The sequence below is a fragment of the Stieleria neptunia genome (assembly GCF_007754155.1).
GTDB classification, from domain to species: Bacteria; Planctomycetota; Planctomycetia; order Pirellulales; family Pirellulaceae; genus Stieleria; species Stieleria neptunia.
The window spans coordinates 10,190,336-10,207,938 of the sequence record NZ_CP037423.1 but is presented as its reverse complement, the minus strand read 5'-3'; the positions used below and the strand labels follow the sequence as shown (position 1 = coordinate 10,207,938).

Here is a 17,603-nt window from a genome sequence, read left to right as displayed (position 1 = left end):
GATCGCTGAAGGTCGTTTCTTCACGGAAAACCAAAGAAATCCGTGAAAGATCCGTCGCTAACACGAAAGCCATTCAGGTCAGCTTGGCTGTTCGAAGACGCAATGCGTTCGCAATCACGGACACACTGCTCAAGCTCATCGCCGCTGCAGCAATCATAGGACTGAGCAAAACGCCAAAGAATGGGTACAGAAGCCCCGCCGCGACGGGAATACCGAGGGCATTGTAAATGAAGGCGAAGAACAGATTTTGCCGGATGTTACTCATCGTCTTTCGGCTCAGGTTACCCGCCGCCGCGACCCCCCGTAGGTCACCGCCTACGAGTGTGACACCCGCTGACTCGATCGCGACGCCAGTTCCGGTTCCCATCGCAATGCCCACGTTGGACTCGGCTAATGCCGGTGCGTCGTTAATTCCATCACCGCACATCGCGACGATCTTGCCTTCTCGCTTCAGTTTCTGGACAAATTCGTGTTTGTCCTTAGGTGAAACGCCCGCATGAAACTCATCAATGCCCAACTCGTTTGCCACGGCTTTCGCGGTCAGTTCAGCATCGCCTGTCAGCATCACGACCTTTAACCCGAGATGATGCAGCGTATTCAATGCCGAGGGCGTGCTTTCCTTGATCGGATCGGTAATGGCGAGGATCGCAGCGAGCGAGTTGTCAATCGAGACAAACACTACCGTTGCACCTTCGGCTTGATGCGAACCTGCTTTCTCTCGGCCCGCATCGACACCGGTCACGCCTTGTTCGTCAAGCAAGTCCGCTTTGCCAATCACAACCTCGTGCTGACCGACTCGGGCATGAACACCGCCACCGGTGATGCTGTTGAAATCGCTCGCCTCAGCCAATTGTAGATCGTCGCTTTTCGCTCGCCGGACGACCGCCTGAGCAAGCGGATGTTCACTCTGGCTCTCTACCGCCGCAGCCATCCGCAACACGTCGTCTTCGCCCCAGGTACCGAATGTCTCGACCGCCGTGACTTCCGGTCGCCCCTGCGTCAGTGTTCCCGTTTTGTCGACGACGACCGTGTCAACCTTCTCCATCACTTCGAGCACTTCAGCGTTTTTGATTAACACGCCTTCTTTTGCACCGCGTCCGACACCAACCATCACAGACATGGGCGTTGCCAGGCCCAAAGCACATGGGCAAGCGATGATCAGTACTGCAACCGCGGCCACGAATGCGTGAGCCAATCGAGGTTCTGGGCCAAACAGAGCCCATCCGACAAAGGCCAGGATCGAACAGACGATCACTGCTGGGACGAAGTATCGGGCCACGATGTCAACTAGTTTTTGAATGGGAGCCCGACTTCGCTGCGCGTCGGCAACCATTTGCACGATGCGACTGAGCACGGTATCGCCGCCTACTCCGATAGCCTCAATCACGAGTGCTCCCGTTTGGTTTAGCGTACCGCCAGTCACATCATCGTCTTCTGATTTTTTTACCGGAATCGGCTCACCGGTCAGCATCGATTCGTCCACACTGCTCGAACCACTCACGACCTTGCCATCAACGGGCACCTTCTCTCCCGGACGTACTCTCAGTCGATCACCTTTTTGAACTTCATCGAGCGAAACTTCTTCTTCACCATCGTCAGTAATTCGGTGTGCGGTGTCCGGTGCCAACTGCATCAACTCACGGATGGCCCCGCCGGTCTGCTGCCGGGCTCGCAATTCCAAAACTTGCCCCAAGAGTACCAAGGTGATGATTACCGCAGCCGCTTCGAAATAGAGCGGCGGAACGCCATTTTCGAAAAAGGCTTCGGGGATTGCTCCAGGAACCAGCACAACAACAAGACTGAAGAGATAGGCGGCCAGCGTTCCGACCGCTATCAACGAGAACATATTTAGGCTCATCGAGCGAAACGACTTCGCTCCGCGCGCCAATAGTGGCCATCCACACCAGAACACGACTGGAGTAGCCAACACGAGCTGCAGCCATGATGACACGCCACTTGACAAAAAATCCGTCAAACGAACTCCTACCATCGGACCCATCGCAATCACCAACAGCGGGAGCGACAGCGTAACGCCGACCCAGAAACGTCTCTTCATATCAATGTACTGATCGTGATCGCCGTGGCTTTCCACTTGGGCAACCTTCGGCTCCAAATCCATCCCGCAAATCGGGCAGTCTCCCGGCCCAGCCTGCTCGATTTCAGGATGCATCGGACAGGTGAAAATCGCCGTTGACCTTTCTAGAGTATCGTCCGCACCGGTCGACTCCGATGCACCACTTTCATGGCCACCAGGCGACAAGGGGTCGGAGTCACTCATCGCCTGTGTCGATTCTTTTTCGGCACGTGCCGCCAACACGCCAGCAGGATCGGCCTCAAATTTTTTCTGGCACCCCTCGCTACAAAAAAAGTAAGAGGTCCCCTGATACTCCGTGTGTCGCGCCTGCCCCGACTGCACGTTCATTCCACATACAGGGTCCTTTGTAGCTAGCTCGCGGGTAGACATCGTTGCTTTCCGGGCGGTTGAATTGGCATGAAACGCATACCCTACCATGGTATGCATGGTTAGGCTCAGAATTGTGCGAGAGTAATTGGCGAATCAGAGTTTTTTTCGACTTATTTTGCGGAGCACTAACCAGATGCTTTGACTGGCCTCCTACACGGTAAGCCCGGCAACAGAACGGTAGTGTTGACTAGCCGGAGCAAGGCTCCAATGCATGACGCGGCATTGGGAGGCTACAAGGACTCAGCTTCAATGCTGCTAGCTGAAGCCGTCAACAACGATTTGCAAAATCAGGAGCTCATACATCAGATCTGCTTCGTAGCGGAGCTGCGCGGCACTACCGAAACAGCTAGCTTAGTTCGTTCCACCTTCATTACGAAATTGCCAAAGTGGCTGAACCGGTATGAGCTGTACTGAAACTTTCAATCCCAAATGATTGCATCATGATTTGTCCGAGAAGTGTCCGAGAAGTGTCCGAGAACTCCTGTGACAAGTCCGAAAACTATGTAAAATCTGGACTGTTGGTGACTGAACTAGCTTCTTTTGATCTGCCCGTAACACATTGGACGGCAACGAGTTAGGAAAGACGAGCACCCGTGGCACAACTGGATAGCGCATCGGTCTTCGGAACCGAGGGTTGCAGGTTCGAATCCTGCCGGGTGTATTTCTTTTCTTTTGCGAACGCGGGACGCCCCGCTCGTTCGCTCTCTTTTCGATGCTGGCCGGCTTCGTTTGGGACACAACAAACACGCTTGCCCGCTCATCGAATTGTTTCGGGCGCAGTCCGATGGAACGGAGGGCATCGGCGATCGGCCGTTGTTCCAATCGGCATCGACTTGCGTGCAATTGCCCTGCATGTACACGCCGGTGACTGCGCCAGGATTGTCGGCGGGAATCGGGTCGGGGTCGCTGTTCACCAAAACGCCTTCAGTTCTTTTGGGCCACGCAATATGGTTTCAAGGGTTGCCGGGATTGGCGAGTGCGACTTCACTGATTCGCAGTCCCGATGGCGTCTCGGAATGGGTAAAGCTCCAAACTCCGTTGACAAACAACCCCTCGGGGGACGGTGCGAGTTTGTCCTTGTAGGCGGCAACGGACGGGTCGAGCCCGAAGTCGGAAAGATCCGCTCTGGCGACGAAATTGCCCGAATTGTCGCGCCGGACAATGCACTTTGCCCGAAACTTGCCTGCGAAATCGCCGTTGGCGTAGGCCACTTGAATTCCAAAGTAAATCTCCGTCTGGACGTCGATCTTTCCATGGATCTCGAAGCGTGAGTCCTCGTTCACTTCAATGGGAGCACCTTCATCGCTGCGGACTCCCAACCCCAACAAGTAAAGGACCACATTTGGATTTTGCTCGGGGACAAACGCCACGGCCTTCAGTAATGCCGGGGAAGTCTCGGTAGCGGCAATCCACTTTCCAAACGTCTCATCGGGACCTTGGTCGATGCGGCTTTCCCAGTTTCGAATCACGCCGGCGATTTGCCTGCGTTCGAAGTCCTGGTCGGCAGCCGCAACGACGCGATGATTTGCCGACACATCGATCTCCTTGCCGTCGCTGGTGCGCGTCACGCGCACCGTTCCTTCTCGGACGCTGACTGCGGTGGCCGGCAACTCGGCCTCGACGTCGAAACTCGTTCCCAACACGGTTAGCGTTGCAGAACGAGTTTGAATGACCATCGGCTTGCCAACCGGTTGCGGAGCCACATCGGCTGACATGCGGCCTTCACGCAGACGCAATCGCTTCTGTCCGTCGTCGCTAAACGTCAACATGGACGCGCCGGAGGTCGTGACCTCGGAGCCGTCGTTGAACTGCAATTCGAACCAGGAATCCGGTGAGAGCCCCTCAATCGTGCCTCCAGCCAACTCGGTGCTGACGCGAATGTCACGCACCAACTCGCCCCGATCACCGGTCCAAATCAGCGAACCGCTCAGCCCGGTAATGCGGGCGACAGAGCCGCTGGATTGATCAGTGGCGATTGTTTCGGGGGCGGCCTCTTGATTTACTAGTGCGTAGGACAGAGCAAGAATCGTCGTCGCGGCGACGGCCAGCAGTGCTCGCATGATTGCAGGCGTTCGCCGTGGCTGCATGTCATCCTTACCGGCGAGCAAGGTTGCCATCTCGGATTGACGATCACCGCCGCTGCGAACCACTTCGGTCAACTCGGTATCCCAGGTGGCCTGTCGCACAAAGTCTTCGCGAAGCGAGGCATCGCTGTCGAGCCATCCCGCGAGTTGTTCTTGTTCGCGCTGGTTCAGCTCACCTCGCAAGTGTCGCTCAACCAGATCATCCCATACGTCATCATCGGGTTTGTCAGAATCACTCATTGCACCGCACTACCCATTAGATTGGCCTCAGCTTCGATTCGACACACTCGCGCACCTGCTTCTTGGATCGGAACAGTGATTTCCGGACGGCTTCGATCGACATACTCAATCGCTCACCGATCTGTGGGTATCCCAGTTCATCTGCCATCCGCGCCTGCAAGACTCCTTGCGCCTGCTCAGAAAGCATTTCAACGCAGTCCGCCAAGGCATCTCTTCGCCGGTCGGCATCCATTTGCGACCGTGACTTTTGAAATTCTTCAAACGCAGCGTCAACGGAATCATCGAGCACTCGTTCGATCAGGCTTCGGTCGCGATGGTAGCGATCTTTTGCCTTCAAGACCTCGATTCGCACGATCGCCCGACACCACGCCAGCAACGATGTCCCCTCTTGGAAGTTCTCGTGTTTCTTGACCACGACCAGAAACGCTTCCTGGACGGCATCTTCGGCGGCGGCATAGTTACCCAATAAGGACCGGGCATACGCCAACAGATGCTCGCGGAGCTCGAAGGCTGCTCGTAGCACCTGTTCGCGATGTTCGTCGGAGCCAGTCATGGTTTCCTTGGGCCTCGAAAGACAAATGGAGCGTCACTGACCAATTTACCCTGGATCACGGCACATTCGTGGACATCAGATTTGCAGATTTTGGAAATCGAATGTCCACGATCACGGTGGCCGATTGGTCTAGTGGGTCACCCATCATTGCAGCAGGGCATCTCTACATTGCAGATGGGCGTGGTAGCATGCCGCAGAATTCTCTCGATACATTGATTTTGCCACCTCGCGCTGGTCGATGCATCCGCTGCCTTGGGGATTGCGACGACGTCAAACGGGCGACCATCACTGTTTCGAATCGGATGATGATGGCCGGCGACGACCCCTTCGGCAGTCCCACGCAAGCGTTTTCAATGGGCACGATCGAGCTCACCGAAAGCGTCCGAGTGGTCTTTGAATTGGACGCGGAGAAGAAAAGGGCTGCACCGCATGTGGCGCAGCCCTCGCATCGCGGGTGATAGCACTGCCCCTAGTCGTTGGATGATGCGAACGTCGCACGGAGGGTGACAGCAACAGTTCAGTCGTCCTGAGCTACGTGCCATTCGTTGGGCAACCCGACGCGAATTGCACGGGCAGCCAACTGTGTTCGGTGTTCACAACCGAAGCGGGATGCGCGGCATCATTCAAACGTTTCAGCGGTACTCGCCTTCGGCCCTGTTTCCATGCTTCGGTGGCGCGACCGATGCGACTTACACCGGCTCCTCCGGCGCGGCGGTCGATGCAACCGAGGAGAGTTACGCAACCGAATTGCCGAGCCTCTAATGGCCCATTCCACACCCTTGCGTCCGCTGGCGCGACCGATCAGTGTGATATTCAACTTGATAAGGCGACTCCGGCGCGCTGCGCAATGTCGCGGCTTCATGCGCTGTTCGCCCAACGAATTGCCGACTTCATCAAACCGTTGCTGGGACCTTCGCTTCCTTGTCGACATCGCGTCGTCGCGCACTCGGTTCCGAGACTCTCGAACCTAAATATCTGTTGTCTCAAGACTAAATCCTCGGAACTGAACCTTGGCACCGCGATCGGTGTTGCTGGTCATAGAGACTCCCACCTTAATTTTTCTCGGCCAATCTTTGAGTGACTGCTCCGGGAAACCTTTCCAGGTGTCGCCGTCATCCTGGCTGAACGAAGCCATCAATTTTGTGCCGCGACGTTCAAGTTTCAAAATCGTCGGAACGTCCTCGATACCGAAAGCGCGAATGAACGATTGTTTCCTATCCTTCCAGACTTCCAAGACGCAAGCTGGAGATTGTTTGCCTTCAAGGTTCTTGCTGATTCGTTCAAGTCGAACACAGCTTCGATCGTCAAGCCGGAGTAGCAAGGAACCTGCATGGTAGGCTGTTGGGAAACTTTTCAGGACTTTGTGGACAGAATTCGGCTTCGCTTCATCGACGTGGATCACGCCTACCTGCACGGTAAAGTCGCCCGAGACGTCTTGTAAAACGCGGGGCGCGTTGACTCTACCCGATGGATGGTTATCGACGTAGTCGTCGGGAGCGGTCAGTGTCAACGTCTTGTTATCAAAATCGATTTTGGATTCGTTTGTGGGATCTTCAACGAGGCCCCAGCCCTTGATTGTTTTCGCCGGTTCATCGGCCCGCGCAGTAACCGCATCAATGCCAGTCAAAAGAATCATGCACAGGAAAGGAAGAGTGTGAGTTCGCATTGTACGCTCCGACGAAGGCAATAGGTTTTTGAGATCAACTTGGTCCGATTTATTCGCCGGACGTTTTCTCGGATTGGAACGGATATGGAATTGGTTTCTCCCAGTAATGCCGATAACTGTTTTGGTGATCGGGATGGTTCAACTTTGGGACTTTATAGACGACATTTCCGTTTCGCTCAACGGTCAGCGCGTAACCGGTCAGCCGCGAGATGCCGCAGTGCCATTGAACCTGGTTATTGCGTCGAATAGCTTCGACAATGACGACCGCTTCTGGGTTTGTTCCTTGTACAAACGCAAAAACAGCACCATCCAGCAGGCCTGCCTCCTTTGATGCATACCGATATAGCGGTCGTGGTATTAATCTGAGTTGATACGGCTCACCGTCTCCCTCACCCCATGTATCCTCTATTGCAAAGTCCGCCGCCAATTGTCGCATTTGGACAAGTCGGCCTACGCTCGACTGCACAGGGCTCGAGTCGCGCTCGACCGACACGTGTTTCAATGCAGATTCTTTTGGACGCCAAATCGTCTGATCTTGATATTTCAGAAGCAGACTGTCGGATAAAAACACGCTGGACTCGACGTAGTGCTGCTTGCGATCGTTGACGTGGCATTTCGTCATCGCCACAGGACGTTCGTCGATTGTCCAGAGGAAAACGCCGCCCCTGGCACCGCTAATCGGGTTGTCCCATCGGAAGAGTGGAGATGTTTGCAGTACGGCAATTCGTTCGTCGCTAACGCGTTCCAGCGTGTAAGCTTGCTGGCGTTTAACGAGATACTCAAGATGTTGTTCGTTGCCGGTTTCTTGATCAGCCGCATCAGAATCTGCTGACACAACTTGCGGTATCGCAAGCCCAGCCAGCACAACACAAACCAATGCACGAAGCTTCGCAATCATACCTTCTCTCTCCGTAAATGGCGTTTGCAAGTAGTCACGAGCGATATCCGCAAAGGGACGGAGTCGCTCGCATCGGGGTGACTCGTAGGAAAGCCAATAAGGAGGCTGATTTTGCTTTGACGCCTCCTTGTGGCCGGCCCACACTCCAACTGCGACGTTAACGTTCTAGTGTATCAAATGTCGAGCTTCGGTGTCCTTTCTTCCGTTTGGGCGGCTTTCTCGCCTGCTTCGGTTAGTCAAACCGATTTTACGAAGCGTTTTCAGTTCGGCGCGGATGTGGTTTTCACCGACGCGACTTAGATCGGTTTCTTCGAGACAGCGGGCGATGCAACCGACTGCGTCATCAGTTGTCAGTCTTTGTTGCTCGACTGGACAACGAACGATGGGCACGATGATGGGGGCAAAACGATCAGAGCCTAAAATTGTTTTGCCCCCATTGTTTTGCCGTTGCTCCGAGGATGCCCGTTCACATCACGGCATGCCACCCGGCTGTGAAGGCCAATCGGAACCGAATCGCGCTGACGCGAGGTCCCTTTGTTCTCTGTGCCGAAGGAGTCGATAACGGAGGTACGACACAACGATTCTTCTTCGCAAGCCGAGAGCACCGAGGCGATAGTGGATGGTCACCACCACTGCGCCCCGCTTGGCCAGTTGAGTGCCGTCGTAGCCGCCCTGATGCCCGGAACCCTGTGCGAATCCGCCGCCGTGAATCCAAACCATGACGGGACGTTTGTCCTGCTTTCGCACTCGATTCGTCCAGACATTCAAATACAGGCAGTCTTCGCTCTGACGGGGGCGATCATTCTTCTGCAAAGACCTCTGTTGTGTGGACTTGAAGTTGATCATTGGGGCCGATGGTCATTTCATTGATTTTATTTCGTTTTAAACGCTTTGTGTTGCACGAGTGCGTGAACGAATTCGCTGAGTGCGAACTGTTTGCTCTTCGCGGAGCTGACCATTTCGCTGGCCAGGTCTTCATCCGTGAAGCCGAACGGGCGGCCTGACGCGTACTCAATCAGGTGTTCGGCAAAGCCGCGAGCGAAGTCTTCTTCGCGTTCGGCGATGAGGTCTCGTAGTTCGTTGTAGTCGCTGAAGGCCGGCCCCTTATGAAACGCTCCTGAAGCGTCGATCGTCCAGGTTTTCCCGTTCTTCCCTTTGCCTCCGGCATGGTCCGTGGTCCGCCACTTACCGGCGGCGCCCCAGTTCTCCAGGCCGAAACCGATCGGATCGATCTTGCGGTGGCAGCTGGCGCACTGGGCTTCTTCCTGGTGCGCCAGCAGGCGCTCGCGGGTGGTCAGGATCTGATCGTTCAGCCGTGAGATTTGCGGGACATTGGGTGGCGCCGGCGGTGGTGGGTCGTTTAAGAGATGGCGCAAGACCCAGGCTCCGCGCTCGACCGGACTGCTAACGATGCCGTCGCTGCCCATGGCGTGGATGGCGGCCATTCCGAGTAATCCACCGCGTGGCGAGTCGGCGGGCAATTTGATTTTTCGGAACTCGTCGCCCGTGACGCCTTCGATGCCGTAGTACGTGGCGAGCAGGCCGTTGACGAACACGTAGTCGCTCTTGATAAGCTTGCCGATGCGACCGCTTCCCTTATCGCGAAGCAGGTGGGCGAACGACTGATAGACCTCTTTGCGTGTGGCTGCCCTGGTGCTTTCATCGAAATCCCGGTAGAGGTTGACGTCGAACTGAAAGAAATCGAGTCGCTCCATGTCCAACCATTGGTGGACGAAGCCGGCCACGAATTCATTGCTGCGCGGATCGTCAATCAGTCGATCAACCTGCTGACGAAGGGTTTCCGGGATGTGCAGTTCGTTCTTTTCGGCGAGTTCGAGCAGTTCTGCATCCGGTGGTCCGCTCCAGAGGAAGTAGGAAAGCCGCACGGCCAGTTCGCGATCATCAAGCTGGCGTCGCAGAGCTTCGTCACCAGGCTCGTAGAGATAGAGGAATCCCGGCGAAGCAAGAATGACGCTTAGTGGCTTGCGAATGGCAACATCAAAGGAATCTCCCGCTGCAAGTCGGGTCTGAAAGATTCTGACGAGGCGATCGATGAATTCGGGTTCTGGCGACACGTCTCGAAAAGCGTGTTGCGCAAACTGCTCAAGTATCTTTCGGGCTCGCGGCGTTTCCTCACGGTCTGCATCGTGATGCGCCCACGAAGCTGTGAACGCGGATGGACCTGACGCGTTCGCGATCGGACCTTCGAGTTCCACCCAGTCGATCCAGATGGCGGGCGGGTGTCCATAGCCGTTCTCTTTCTTCCACCTGTTGTGCGCATCCCAAAGTGCTTTGAGGTTTCCGTTGTTGGGCTGTTTCTCCTGCACCGCGAACTCACGAATCGTATTGGCGGTGACCTCAAGCGGGATTTCGATCGTTTCGGGGTTCTCGATCGTTCCGGTGACTTGATGAGTACTGATCGCGCGGCCTTCGAGTCCCCAGTTTCTGCTCTCGATTTGGCGTTGAGGATGCCCTACCTGGATGAAACGTCGTTCGGCCGGAGTGCCTTCGACCGCTCCGACACGCACGCGGATGACATAGCTGCCGGGCGACAGATTCGTTTTCTTCGGAGGAACAATGATGCGACCGGTGCCGTGAGCGAGCTTCAAGTAAGTGCCACGGTCGCGATGTGGGAGGGCGGCGTAGTGTTTGTGATAGGCGAGGTTGCGACGGTCCCCCTCGGGATTGCCGCTAGCGGCTTTTGGCGAGTCGCGAAAACCAAAATCTTTCGGATCGGGGGTTTCCTCCAGACGATCGGCATAAGCGTAGAAGCGGATGGGGTGATCGATCAGGCGATCCGTCTTGCGAATCTCGGCAATCCTCGCCTGATTCTGCGGAGTCTTTGCGGCTGCATCCACTCCCTTTTGCCAGCGGGTGAAGCGGGCATATTCGTCTTCGATGTTCGCGATTTCTTTTTCGTTCGCCGGATTGACCGTCGTTTCTGGCTCGACGCGGAAGGGATTCGTTTCCCGTCCCGTTGTTTTCCGCCGCTCGAAGGCTTCATCGATCGCGCTGCGTCCAAGCTTCAGATACTGCTCGAACTGATCGCTGGAGATAAATTGCGATGCCCCCACCGTGTCAAAGGTGCCCGAGCCGCCATCGCTGGGCAGTGAGCCGACATCGACATGCGCGCCGGTCAAGTGTTCGATGGTGTTGCGGTACTCGCGTTGGTTAAGCCGTCGCATCGTGATCTTGCCGCCTGAATCCGACAGAGCCTGCCGCGCGGTCACCATGGTTCGAGCGAGGTCATCAAGGAAATCCGCCTTTTCCGTGTTGCCCGGCTGCTCAGAATCATCCGGCGGCATTTCACCAGCGTTTAGCGCGTTGAGTACCCTCTGCCAGAGTTCCGCCTGCTCGATGGTGGTGATGCTCAGCGGCAGCGTCTCCAGATCGACTTTTTCTTCCTGGGTCTCGGAGTCGTGACAGTCGAGGCAGTGTGCTATGAAGAACGCCCGGTGTTTCTCGGGAAGACTCGCTTCGGGCGGCGCAGCTTGCGCGAGAGAACAAAGCGAGAAAGATGTAATGCAGATTGTGAATACGATACGAGTCATTTGTGTATCCGTCGTTCTTTATCTCCGACCGAAGGCGGGGTGGGCGACGATGGCGTGGATGGCGGCGCGAAGTGAGAAGTCCTCTTGTGAAATCGACTCGAAGACTGCGTCGACATGCGGACGATCGGCCCGGGTGACTTCGCGGCCATGGGCATAGCTGATGAGTTTCCCGATGACGCCTTTCAGGATGTCTTCCTTGTCGGCCATCAGCGCGGCCTTGAGCGTGGGCAGGTCACGCACCTCGCGGCCGCCCGGAAGTTTCATGGCGGCGTCGATTGGAGCCTCGGTGAATTTGATCTTCTTCGTGAACGTGGTGCTTTTTACGTCGACAATCAACTCTTCCACATGACGATACTTGTCCCGCTTGCGCCCAACCGGATCGTAATATTCCAGGGCGAATCCCAGCGGATCGATCTTCGAGTGACAGCGCGAGCAACTCTCGAGTTCCTGATGTTTAAGAATGGCTTCACGAATCGTGGTGGTGCCACGAATGTCGGGCTCGTTGATCAACACGTCGGCGGGCGGTTCGATCCGTTCGTTGTACAGATTCTTGAGAATCCAGGAGCCCCTGTGAATCGGTGACGTGGCAAAGTCGGTCGACGTCAGCTTGAGGAAACCGGCCTGGGCCACGAGCCCGCCCCGTTCGCTTTCCTTGGGAAGCTTCACCGGTACGAAGGCATCACCCTCTACTGCGGGCAAGCCGTAGAAGCGGGCGAGTCGGTCGTTGGCCATGACAAAATCCGAATCGATGAAGTGTTCCATGCTCAGGCCGTTCTCGAGTAGGTGGCGGAAGAGTTCACGGCCTTCGCGGCCCATGGAATCGACGGTCATGCGGCGAACATCCTTGAACACACGAACGTCCGGCCCGAAGTCGTCGACCTTGTCGAGTTGCAGCCACTGACGGGTGAAGTCGTCGATGAAACGCCCGACCTTGGCGTCCTTGAGCATACGCTCCACCTGGGCCGATGGATCTTTGCTTAAGTCGCCGGACTTGGCAGTGCTGAGAAGCCTGGCATCGGGCGCGGAGTTCCAGAGGAAATACGACAGACGATACGCCCGCTCCACGTCGGTTAGCCACGTAGTCATCCACCGACTTGCGGTCGAAGTCTTCGATTTCGTAGTCCACTTGCGGCTTGGAACGATCGGCCCAGTAGGCGCGACGTTTCACGGTCTTCTCCACTTCGCGAACCGAGGTCAGATACTCATCCAATTTCGCCCGGTCAGTGGAATTCAGACGCTTTTCCATTGATCTGGCCTGGGCAAGCACCGCGTCGAGAATACTGCGGTCTTCGGCGAGTACTTGCTGTTGCGTCTTCTCGTTTTCGTTGACCTGGAAGAGCAGGTTAAAAATCTTGCGCGGCGAGTCGATTTGTTTCACCGGCAGTCCGTGCTTGTCCCAGGAGATCTGGGAAAAGTTCAGGTTCTCGCCGGCTTGAAAAACCAGCGATTTGAAACGCGTGTCGCCGCCAATCCGATCGGCGACCGCCTGGTCAATCGATAGTCGGTTCTTGCGCTCGAGCTTGTTGAAATAACCCGAGAGAATGCCGACGCACGGCGTGTGACCGAAACCGTTCTGGACCGCCGGGTTGTCCAGCCCGCTGAAGATCTTCAGGTGGTCAAAGTGATCGGATAACTCGTTCAGCAGGGGCGGGGCATTCTGGAATGCGCCCTCCGCCTGCGGGATCAACGCGGGCTGATAAAAGCTGAGGTGATTGACGATCGTGAGTAGGCGGCGCGGCGCATCGATTTCGCTAACCTGACCAATGAGGCAACCCCGTCTGAGAAATCAAGCGACTACGACGTCACAGCAGCACCGGGTGTTTGAGAATGCGCGTTCTGCGGGAAGTCAAAGGTCAACACGAGCGGTTCCGTTCCCGTGTTCTCGATTTCCACACCGCCGCTGGAAAGTGCGGCCTGAGTGATGAATCCGATCTCGGGATAGATCTCGCCAAGCTTCATATTCTGATGATATCGCACTTCGAGCTTTCCAACGCGGCCGCTTCCGCCATTGGTGTGGAACAGCGCGGGGCTCTCCGGGCAGAAATTTGTCTTGCCACCTGGCTCCACCGTGAGTCGGAGAATGGAGCACTTCTGGTCGCCGAGGAAATCGCCGTAAACGATCCACTTCGCGTCGACTCCGTCGCCCGCGAATTCTTCGGCGGTGATTGCCGGACGCGAATTCTTCATGACGAAGTCCGGGTCCTGGTTCGCATCGAAGTCGAGCTTTTCAACCAGGTACTCCCAGTCTTCGTGCCGGTCCTTCGGATAGTCCTCTTCCCGGCAGGCGTAAAACGCGTCCGCCGCTCCGATGCGTCCGTCAAGCGTCAGGTCCTCGGCCAGGAAGTGCTCATCCATCGTGACGTGCAGCTCATGCGTGCAGAGGTCCGTCGGCGAGTGCAGCACACCGTTGGGCATCACGAAACCGTTGTCGATATGCATCATTGTGTGCGGCGACAAATGCCGCACCCCGTTGTACTCGCCCTGTCCGAAACGCTTCATGCATTCGAGAAATTGGTCCTTTGTTACGAACGGGTACAAACCCATCGCCGTGGTGTGATAATGCGACGGGCTGACTCCAGGATTGTCAAAGGAATTGATGTCGTAGACTTCCCACTTTGTCCAGTGAAGATGATGCGGAATCGGATTCAGATTGTCGAACTTCTTTGACACAATCGGCCAGGTCGGATCGCCGAACAGCGATTTCGAAAAGGCTGTCATCTTCTCACCCATGACCGCTTCCGGATTCACGACGATCAAATCCTGCAGCGAGATGACTTGTCCGTTCGGGGTCAGGACGTGCGATTCCCCTTCGCGAAATGGTGCTTTCTTCGTGCGCGTATCGACGACCCCCGTCACGATGGGAACGGTGCAGCACATCCAAAGTTCATCGAGCCCCGTCCCATTCATGTAGTCCGGATAGTACGATCGTTCATCAAGGCGAAGGCGTTTGCCTGGCGTGCAAAATGTCCGGCCGGCGTAGCGGTGCAGCAACTGCAACACACCGCCATTCTTATCGAGGCAGTCATCAAGAATCGATGCCGATCCCCCGTCGATGACATCCTGTTGGGGGTACTCGTGCAGTTTATCCGCGAGAATTGCCGTCGACGTAGCCATGAGTGATTGACCTCAATGAGCCTGAAGAAGCGTGTCGCTTCCCAGGAAAGTTCTGGAGAGATGTTGGGGGGTTCGAATCTTCGACAACACAACGAGCCGGGCTGAGGACCGAACTATCCGAGGTGCTGGCAGAGCAGAAAGTGTAAAAAAAGAGTGGCAGGAGAGAAAGGACCGGGAGTCGCGCCGGCTCGTCGATTCACCCTGCATTTCAGGTAAAATGCAGCTTCGCAAGACCGATGGGTGTGTGGTTCATTCTAATTCGACTCCCGATTGCTCGGCAACAGTTGCAGAGCATCAAGGATCACGAATCCGACGGTGTTTGAGTTGATCGATCCAGAAGTCGTGGCCTCGCTCGCGGATCGGGTTTCCTTCGTTTCAGAACAGCCAGTTGTTTGGGCTACATCGTATCGCTTCCGCCACCGTCCCACCCTCGTACCAAGCCATGGCGTTCCCTTTTTCCAGCCGATATGCCTGCTTGGATCCACCTCCTACAAAGGCTGGTTCGATTCGTTTGTTTGGGGGCCAGCGACTTTCAAAAAGGTAGCAAGCTCCGGAACTTCCGTTTTGAGTTCGTCGAGTATCAAATCCGTGATCGCCTCCGCCCCTTTTTGATTGAAGTGGGTGGTGTCGCCCTCTTTGAAATTGTAGGCCATGCTCTGCTGGCGGCCGATCTTGTTGTGGTGCGCGATGCTGGATCGGTGCAGATCGATGAATGGCAAGTTCAATTCGCCCGCCACCGCTTCGGCGGCATTTGCGTAGTCTGTCAGCGTCCCTTGGAAGCTGTACTTTTCGTTTTTGATCAAGTTGGACACGATCTTCCCGTCAGCGCCGAAGCTGCGACGGGTGACCGAACTGACGATCACCGCTTTGCCGCCAGACTTCCTGATGCGCTGCACGTACGATCTCAGGTGATCGCTGTAGACAGTCGTGTCATATCGTTTTTGGTCATTATGGCCGAACTGAATCAGAACGTAATCGGGTTTGAGCCTGACGAGGTCATCCAGCTTCTTTGACAGAGATTGAAGCGTGGCTCCATTCTTCGCGTAGTTGAGAATCTTTGCGCGACGATCAAACCGCTCCGCAAAGGCCGGTCCCCACCCGGATTGCACCGCGACGGTGGAATCTCCTATGAGGCCAACGACGACAGCCTCCTCCTGAGCCTGACAGACAGCCGAAGTCACTAGTATTAATGCGATTGCCAAGACGTTTTTCATATCACTCTGTTGTTGTTACTCTGCGAATCCACCACGGTGCTCTTGTCTTCCCCGTGGGGGCACACCTGCTGGAGCTGAATGTGGGTAGGGTTCTCATTCTGACTTCTTTCTCCGCCTGATTGTCGGAGATGGCTTCGAACAAGGTGATGGCTCTTTTCGATTGGATAAAGTTGCGGGGACTCATGTTTTTTGTCTTTATCAATAATCCCCGCCCTTGTCGCTGGCGTTGACGGAGGCTTTCCACTGTTCCCAGGCGGCGACCATGGCTTGGAGTTTCTCGGATTGAGCCGCGGCGTGATTGTTCGTTTCCCCCGGGTCATCCTTCAGATTGTAGAGTTCCCAGTCGCGCGAATTGACCTTAGCGCAGTAGGCTTTCCAATCGCCGTCGTGCCAGGCGGCTTGGCCGCGGATGTGAAATCCGAGGGGACGCGGACGTGTCTCCATGCCGCCCTCCAGCAAGGGGACCAGGCTGACGCCGTCGAGCGGGCGGTCGTCGGGCATGTCGACGCCGACGATGTCGAGGATGGTAGGAAAGTAATCGACGGTGCAAGTGGCTACGTCGCTGCTGGTCCCGGGCTTGATCTTAGCCGGCCACTCGAGCAGGCCGGGCACGCGCACGCCGCCCTCGTACAGGCTTCGCTTGCGCCCTTTGAATCGTCCCTGGCGGCCGGGAGCCTTGTCGTTGCCCTCGGGACCGTTGTCCGAAGTGAACGCGACCAGCGTGTTGTCGGCGATGCCGTGCTCCCTGAGACGGGCGCGCAGCTTGCCGACGGCCCGGTCGAGCGCGGTGACGCAGCCGTAGTAATTGAGGTGGTATCCGTCCAGCTTGCCGTCAGCGTCGGCATAGCTGTCGGTGTCTGACTTGCTGGCGACGACGGGCAGGTGCGGGGCGTGGAACCAGACGACGGCGAGAAAGGGAGTTTCGCGATGCGTGTCGATGAAGCCGAGCGCGCGGTCCATGATCAGGCCTGAGTCGTCGCCGAGCAAATCCTCGGACTCGGGATCGATGAAAGTCTCCTCCCCGGTCCAGTAGTGGGTGCCATAGAATTCGCGGCCGGCGCCCTCGGCGATGGCGTGCCAGCCCTTGCCCGAGGCTCCGCGGAAATCCCCTTTGCTGACGTTGTTCCTTTTCGTGCCCTTCGAACCCGCCGGCTGCCACATCGGATCGTAGGTGGGCGTCTTGGCTTCGGTCGCGAAGGTGGTGTTTACCGCGTGCTGCCAGGGCGGTGAGTAGTTGGACTTGTCCTTGCCGCCGCGATTGGAGTCTTTTCTCTCGCGGGTCAGGGTGCCCATGTGCCACTTGCCGAAATGGCCAGTCGCATAACCCTCCGCGGCGAGCGCCTCGTAAAGGGTGAACTCGCCTTCACGGAGGTGGCCATTGTTGGCGGTGTAGATACCGGTGCGGTCGTGATGCCGGCCGGTCACCACCGAAGCTCGGGTCGGCGAACACACCGGCGCCTGGGCGTAGAAGCGAGTGAAATTGAGGCTGTTGGCCGCCATTTCGTCCAGGTGCGGCGTGCGGATGTGTTTCCCGCCGTTGAAGCCGACGTCGCCCCAGCCGAGGTCGTCGCACATGATCAGGATCACGTTGGGTTTCTCGCCGGCATTCGCTCCGGCGGGAAACGGTGCAGCAAGAATGGCTGTCAATAAGAGCAAAGGAATATAAGTGGCCAGCTTCATTGTTTATTTCTCCGGTCCAGAACCATTCGAGCCATCGACGCTGTGCTGGATGATACCGGCTTTGGGTCCGGCGATCACCTGGATGGCTACAGCGAAACCTTTGAAAGTGATGTCAAAGCTGTCGCCCGGCTGCTGTCCG

The 17,603-nt window shown here is 56.4% G+C and carries 13 protein-coding genes, 1 tRNA gene and 2 pseudogenes; 4 read left to right on the top strand and 12 right to left on the bottom strand.

The window, feature by feature from the left end; translation table 11 throughout:
• Positions 1-73: 73 nt before the first annotated feature.
• Positions 74-2,521 carry a heavy metal translocating P-type ATPase gene (locus tag Enr13x_RS35120; RefSeq protein ID WP_390621053.1) on the bottom strand — a complete coding sequence of 816 codons (2,448 nt, stop codon included), beginning with the start codon at positions 2,519-2,521 and terminating at the stop codon, positions 74-76.
• A 530-nt stretch (positions 2,522-3,051) separates the two neighbouring features.
• On the opposite strand from Enr13x_RS35120, the gene Enr13x_RS35115 reads away from it, so the two are divergent.
• Positions 3,052-3,125 (top strand) — tRNA-Arg (locus Enr13x_RS35115).
• Positions 3,126-3,417: 292 nt separating this feature from the next.
• Here the strand turns inward: Enr13x_RS35115 and Enr13x_RS35110 are convergent.
• Together Enr13x_RS35110 and Enr13x_RS35105 are read right to left on the bottom strand one after the other, a co-directional pair.
• The gene (locus Enr13x_RS35110; RefSeq protein ID WP_145391610.1) at positions 3,418-4,788 is read right to left on the bottom strand and encodes a FecR domain-containing protein; all 1,371 of its coding nucleotides are present in this window, start codon (positions 4,786-4,788) and stop codon (positions 3,418-3,420) included.
• Between the two features lie 16 nt (positions 4,789-4,804).
• Complete coding sequence (locus Enr13x_RS35105; RefSeq protein WP_145391609.1) at positions 4,805-5,341, bottom strand: sigma-70 family RNA polymerase sigma factor; 537 nt, start codon at positions 5,339-5,341, stop codon at positions 4,805-4,807.
• Positions 5,342-5,442: 101 nt separating this feature from the next.
• Between Enr13x_RS35105 and Enr13x_RS35100 the strand changes: the two genes are divergently transcribed.
• Entirely contained in the window at positions 5,443-5,799 is a 357-nt protein-coding gene (locus Enr13x_RS35100; RefSeq protein WP_145391608.1) for a hypothetical protein, read from the top strand.
• Between the two features lie 151 nt (positions 5,800-5,950).
• Complete coding sequence (locus tag Enr13x_RS38640) at positions 5,951-6,103, top strand: hypothetical protein (RefSeq protein WP_197455594.1); 153 nt, start codon at positions 5,951-5,953, stop codon at positions 6,101-6,103.
• Positions 6,104-6,308: 205 nt separating this feature from the next.
• On the opposite strand, the gene Enr13x_RS35095 is transcribed toward Enr13x_RS38640, so the two are convergent.
• Positions 6,309-7,007, bottom strand: coding sequence for a DUF1349 domain-containing protein (locus Enr13x_RS35095; RefSeq protein WP_145391607.1), 699 nt, complete (start codon positions 7,005-7,007; stop codon positions 6,309-6,311).
• 49 nt (positions 7,008-7,056) lie between these two features.
• Positions 7,057-7,905, bottom strand: coding sequence for a hypothetical protein (locus tag Enr13x_RS35090; RefSeq protein WP_145391606.1), 849 nt, complete (start codon positions 7,903-7,905; stop codon positions 7,057-7,059).
• A 458-nt stretch (positions 7,906-8,363) separates the two neighbouring features.
• Between Enr13x_RS35090 and Enr13x_RS39970 the strand changes: the two genes are divergently transcribed.
• Entirely contained in the window at positions 8,364-8,627 is a 264-nt protein-coding gene (locus Enr13x_RS39970; RefSeq protein ID WP_390621122.1) for a hypothetical protein, read from the top strand.
• On the opposite strand, the pseudogene Enr13x_RS39965 reads toward Enr13x_RS39970, so the two are convergent.
• The 7 genes and pseudogenes from Enr13x_RS39965 to Enr13x_RS35055 all read right to left on the bottom strand — a co-directional run.
• Positions 8,512-8,751 (bottom strand): annotated as a pseudogene (locus tag Enr13x_RS39965) (carboxylesterase family protein); the annotation flags it as partial. The gene Enr13x_RS39970 and the pseudogene Enr13x_RS39965 overlap by 116 nt on opposite strands.
• A gap of 26 nt (positions 8,752-8,777) precedes the next feature.
• Positions 8,778-11,456, bottom strand: a complete 2,679-nt coding sequence (locus Enr13x_RS35080; protein ID WP_145391604.1) for a DUF1592 domain-containing protein — start codon at positions 11,454-11,456, stop codon at positions 8,778-8,780.
• Positions 11,457-11,474: 18 nt separating this feature from the next.
• Positions 11,475-12,542 (bottom strand): DUF1592 domain-containing protein, encoded by a 1,068-nt coding sequence (locus Enr13x_RS35075; protein WP_145391603.1) that lies wholly within the window; start codon positions 12,540-12,542, stop codon positions 11,475-11,477.
• A 22-nt stretch (positions 12,543-12,564) separates the two neighbouring features.
• Positions 12,565-13,176 (bottom strand): annotated as a pseudogene (locus Enr13x_RS39960) (DUF1552 domain-containing protein); the annotation flags it as partial.
• 74 nt (positions 13,177-13,250) lie between these two features.
• On the bottom strand, positions 13,251-14,570 hold the full coding sequence (locus tag Enr13x_RS35065) for a hypothetical protein (RefSeq protein WP_145391602.1): 1,320 nt from the start codon (positions 14,568-14,570) through the stop codon (positions 13,251-13,253).
• Positions 14,571-15,058: 488 nt separating this feature from the next.
• Complete coding sequence (locus Enr13x_RS35060; protein ID WP_145391601.1) at positions 15,059-15,784, bottom strand: rhamnogalacturonan acetylesterase; 726 nt, start codon at positions 15,782-15,784, stop codon at positions 15,059-15,061.
• 198 nt (positions 15,785-15,982) lie between these two features.
• Positions 15,983-17,464 (bottom strand): sulfatase family protein, encoded by a 1,482-nt coding sequence (locus Enr13x_RS35055; RefSeq protein ID WP_145391600.1) that lies wholly within the window; start codon positions 17,462-17,464, stop codon positions 15,983-15,985.
• Between the last annotated feature and the right edge of the window lie 139 nt (positions 17,465-17,603).

Coding starts and splice junctions, on each gene's coding strand:
- Enr13x_RS39970 (WP_390621122.1), top strand. CDS start 8,364: ATGCCCGTTCACATCACGGCATGCCACCCGGCTGTGAAGGCCAATCGG.
- Enr13x_RS35060 (WP_145391601.1), bottom strand. CDS start 15,784: ATGAAAAACGTCTTGGCAATCGCATTAATACTAGTGACTTCGGCTGTC.
- Enr13x_RS38640 (WP_197455594.1), top strand. CDS start 5,951: ATGCGCGGCATCATTCAAACGTTTCAGCGGTACTCGCCTTCGGCCCTG.
- Enr13x_RS35075 (WP_145391603.1), bottom strand. CDS start 12,542: ATGACTACGTGGCTAACCGACGTGGAGCGGGCGTATCGTCTGTCGTAT.
- Enr13x_RS35120 (WP_390621053.1), bottom strand. CDS start 2,521: ATGCATACCATGGTAGGGTATGCGTTTCATGCCAATTCAACCGCCCGG.
- Enr13x_RS35090 (WP_145391606.1), bottom strand. CDS start 7,905: ATGATTGCGAAGCTTCGTGCATTGGTTTGTGTTGTGCTGGCTGGGCTT.
- Enr13x_RS35100 (WP_145391608.1), top strand. CDS start 5,443: ATGTCCACGATCACGGTGGCCGATTGGTCTAGTGGGTCACCCATCATT.
- Enr13x_RS35065 (WP_145391602.1), bottom strand. CDS start 14,570: ATGGCTACGTCGACGGCAATTCTCGCGGATAAACTGCACGAGTACCCC.
- Enr13x_RS35105 (WP_145391609.1), bottom strand. CDS start 5,341: ATGACTGGCTCCGACGAACATCGCGAACAGGTGCTACGAGCAGCCTTC.
- Enr13x_RS35095 (WP_145391607.1), bottom strand. CDS start 7,007: ATGCGAACTCACACTCTTCCTTTCCTGTGCATGATTCTTTTGACTGGC.
- Enr13x_RS35080 (WP_145391604.1), bottom strand. CDS start 11,456: ATGACTCGTATCGTATTCACAATCTGCATTACATCTTTCTCGCTTTGT.
- Enr13x_RS35110 (WP_145391610.1), bottom strand. CDS start 4,788: ATGAGTGATTCTGACAAACCCGATGATGACGTATGGGATGATCTGGTT.
- Enr13x_RS35055 (WP_145391600.1), bottom strand. CDS start 17,464: ATGAAGCTGGCCACTTATATTCCTTTGCTCTTATTGACAGCCATTCTT.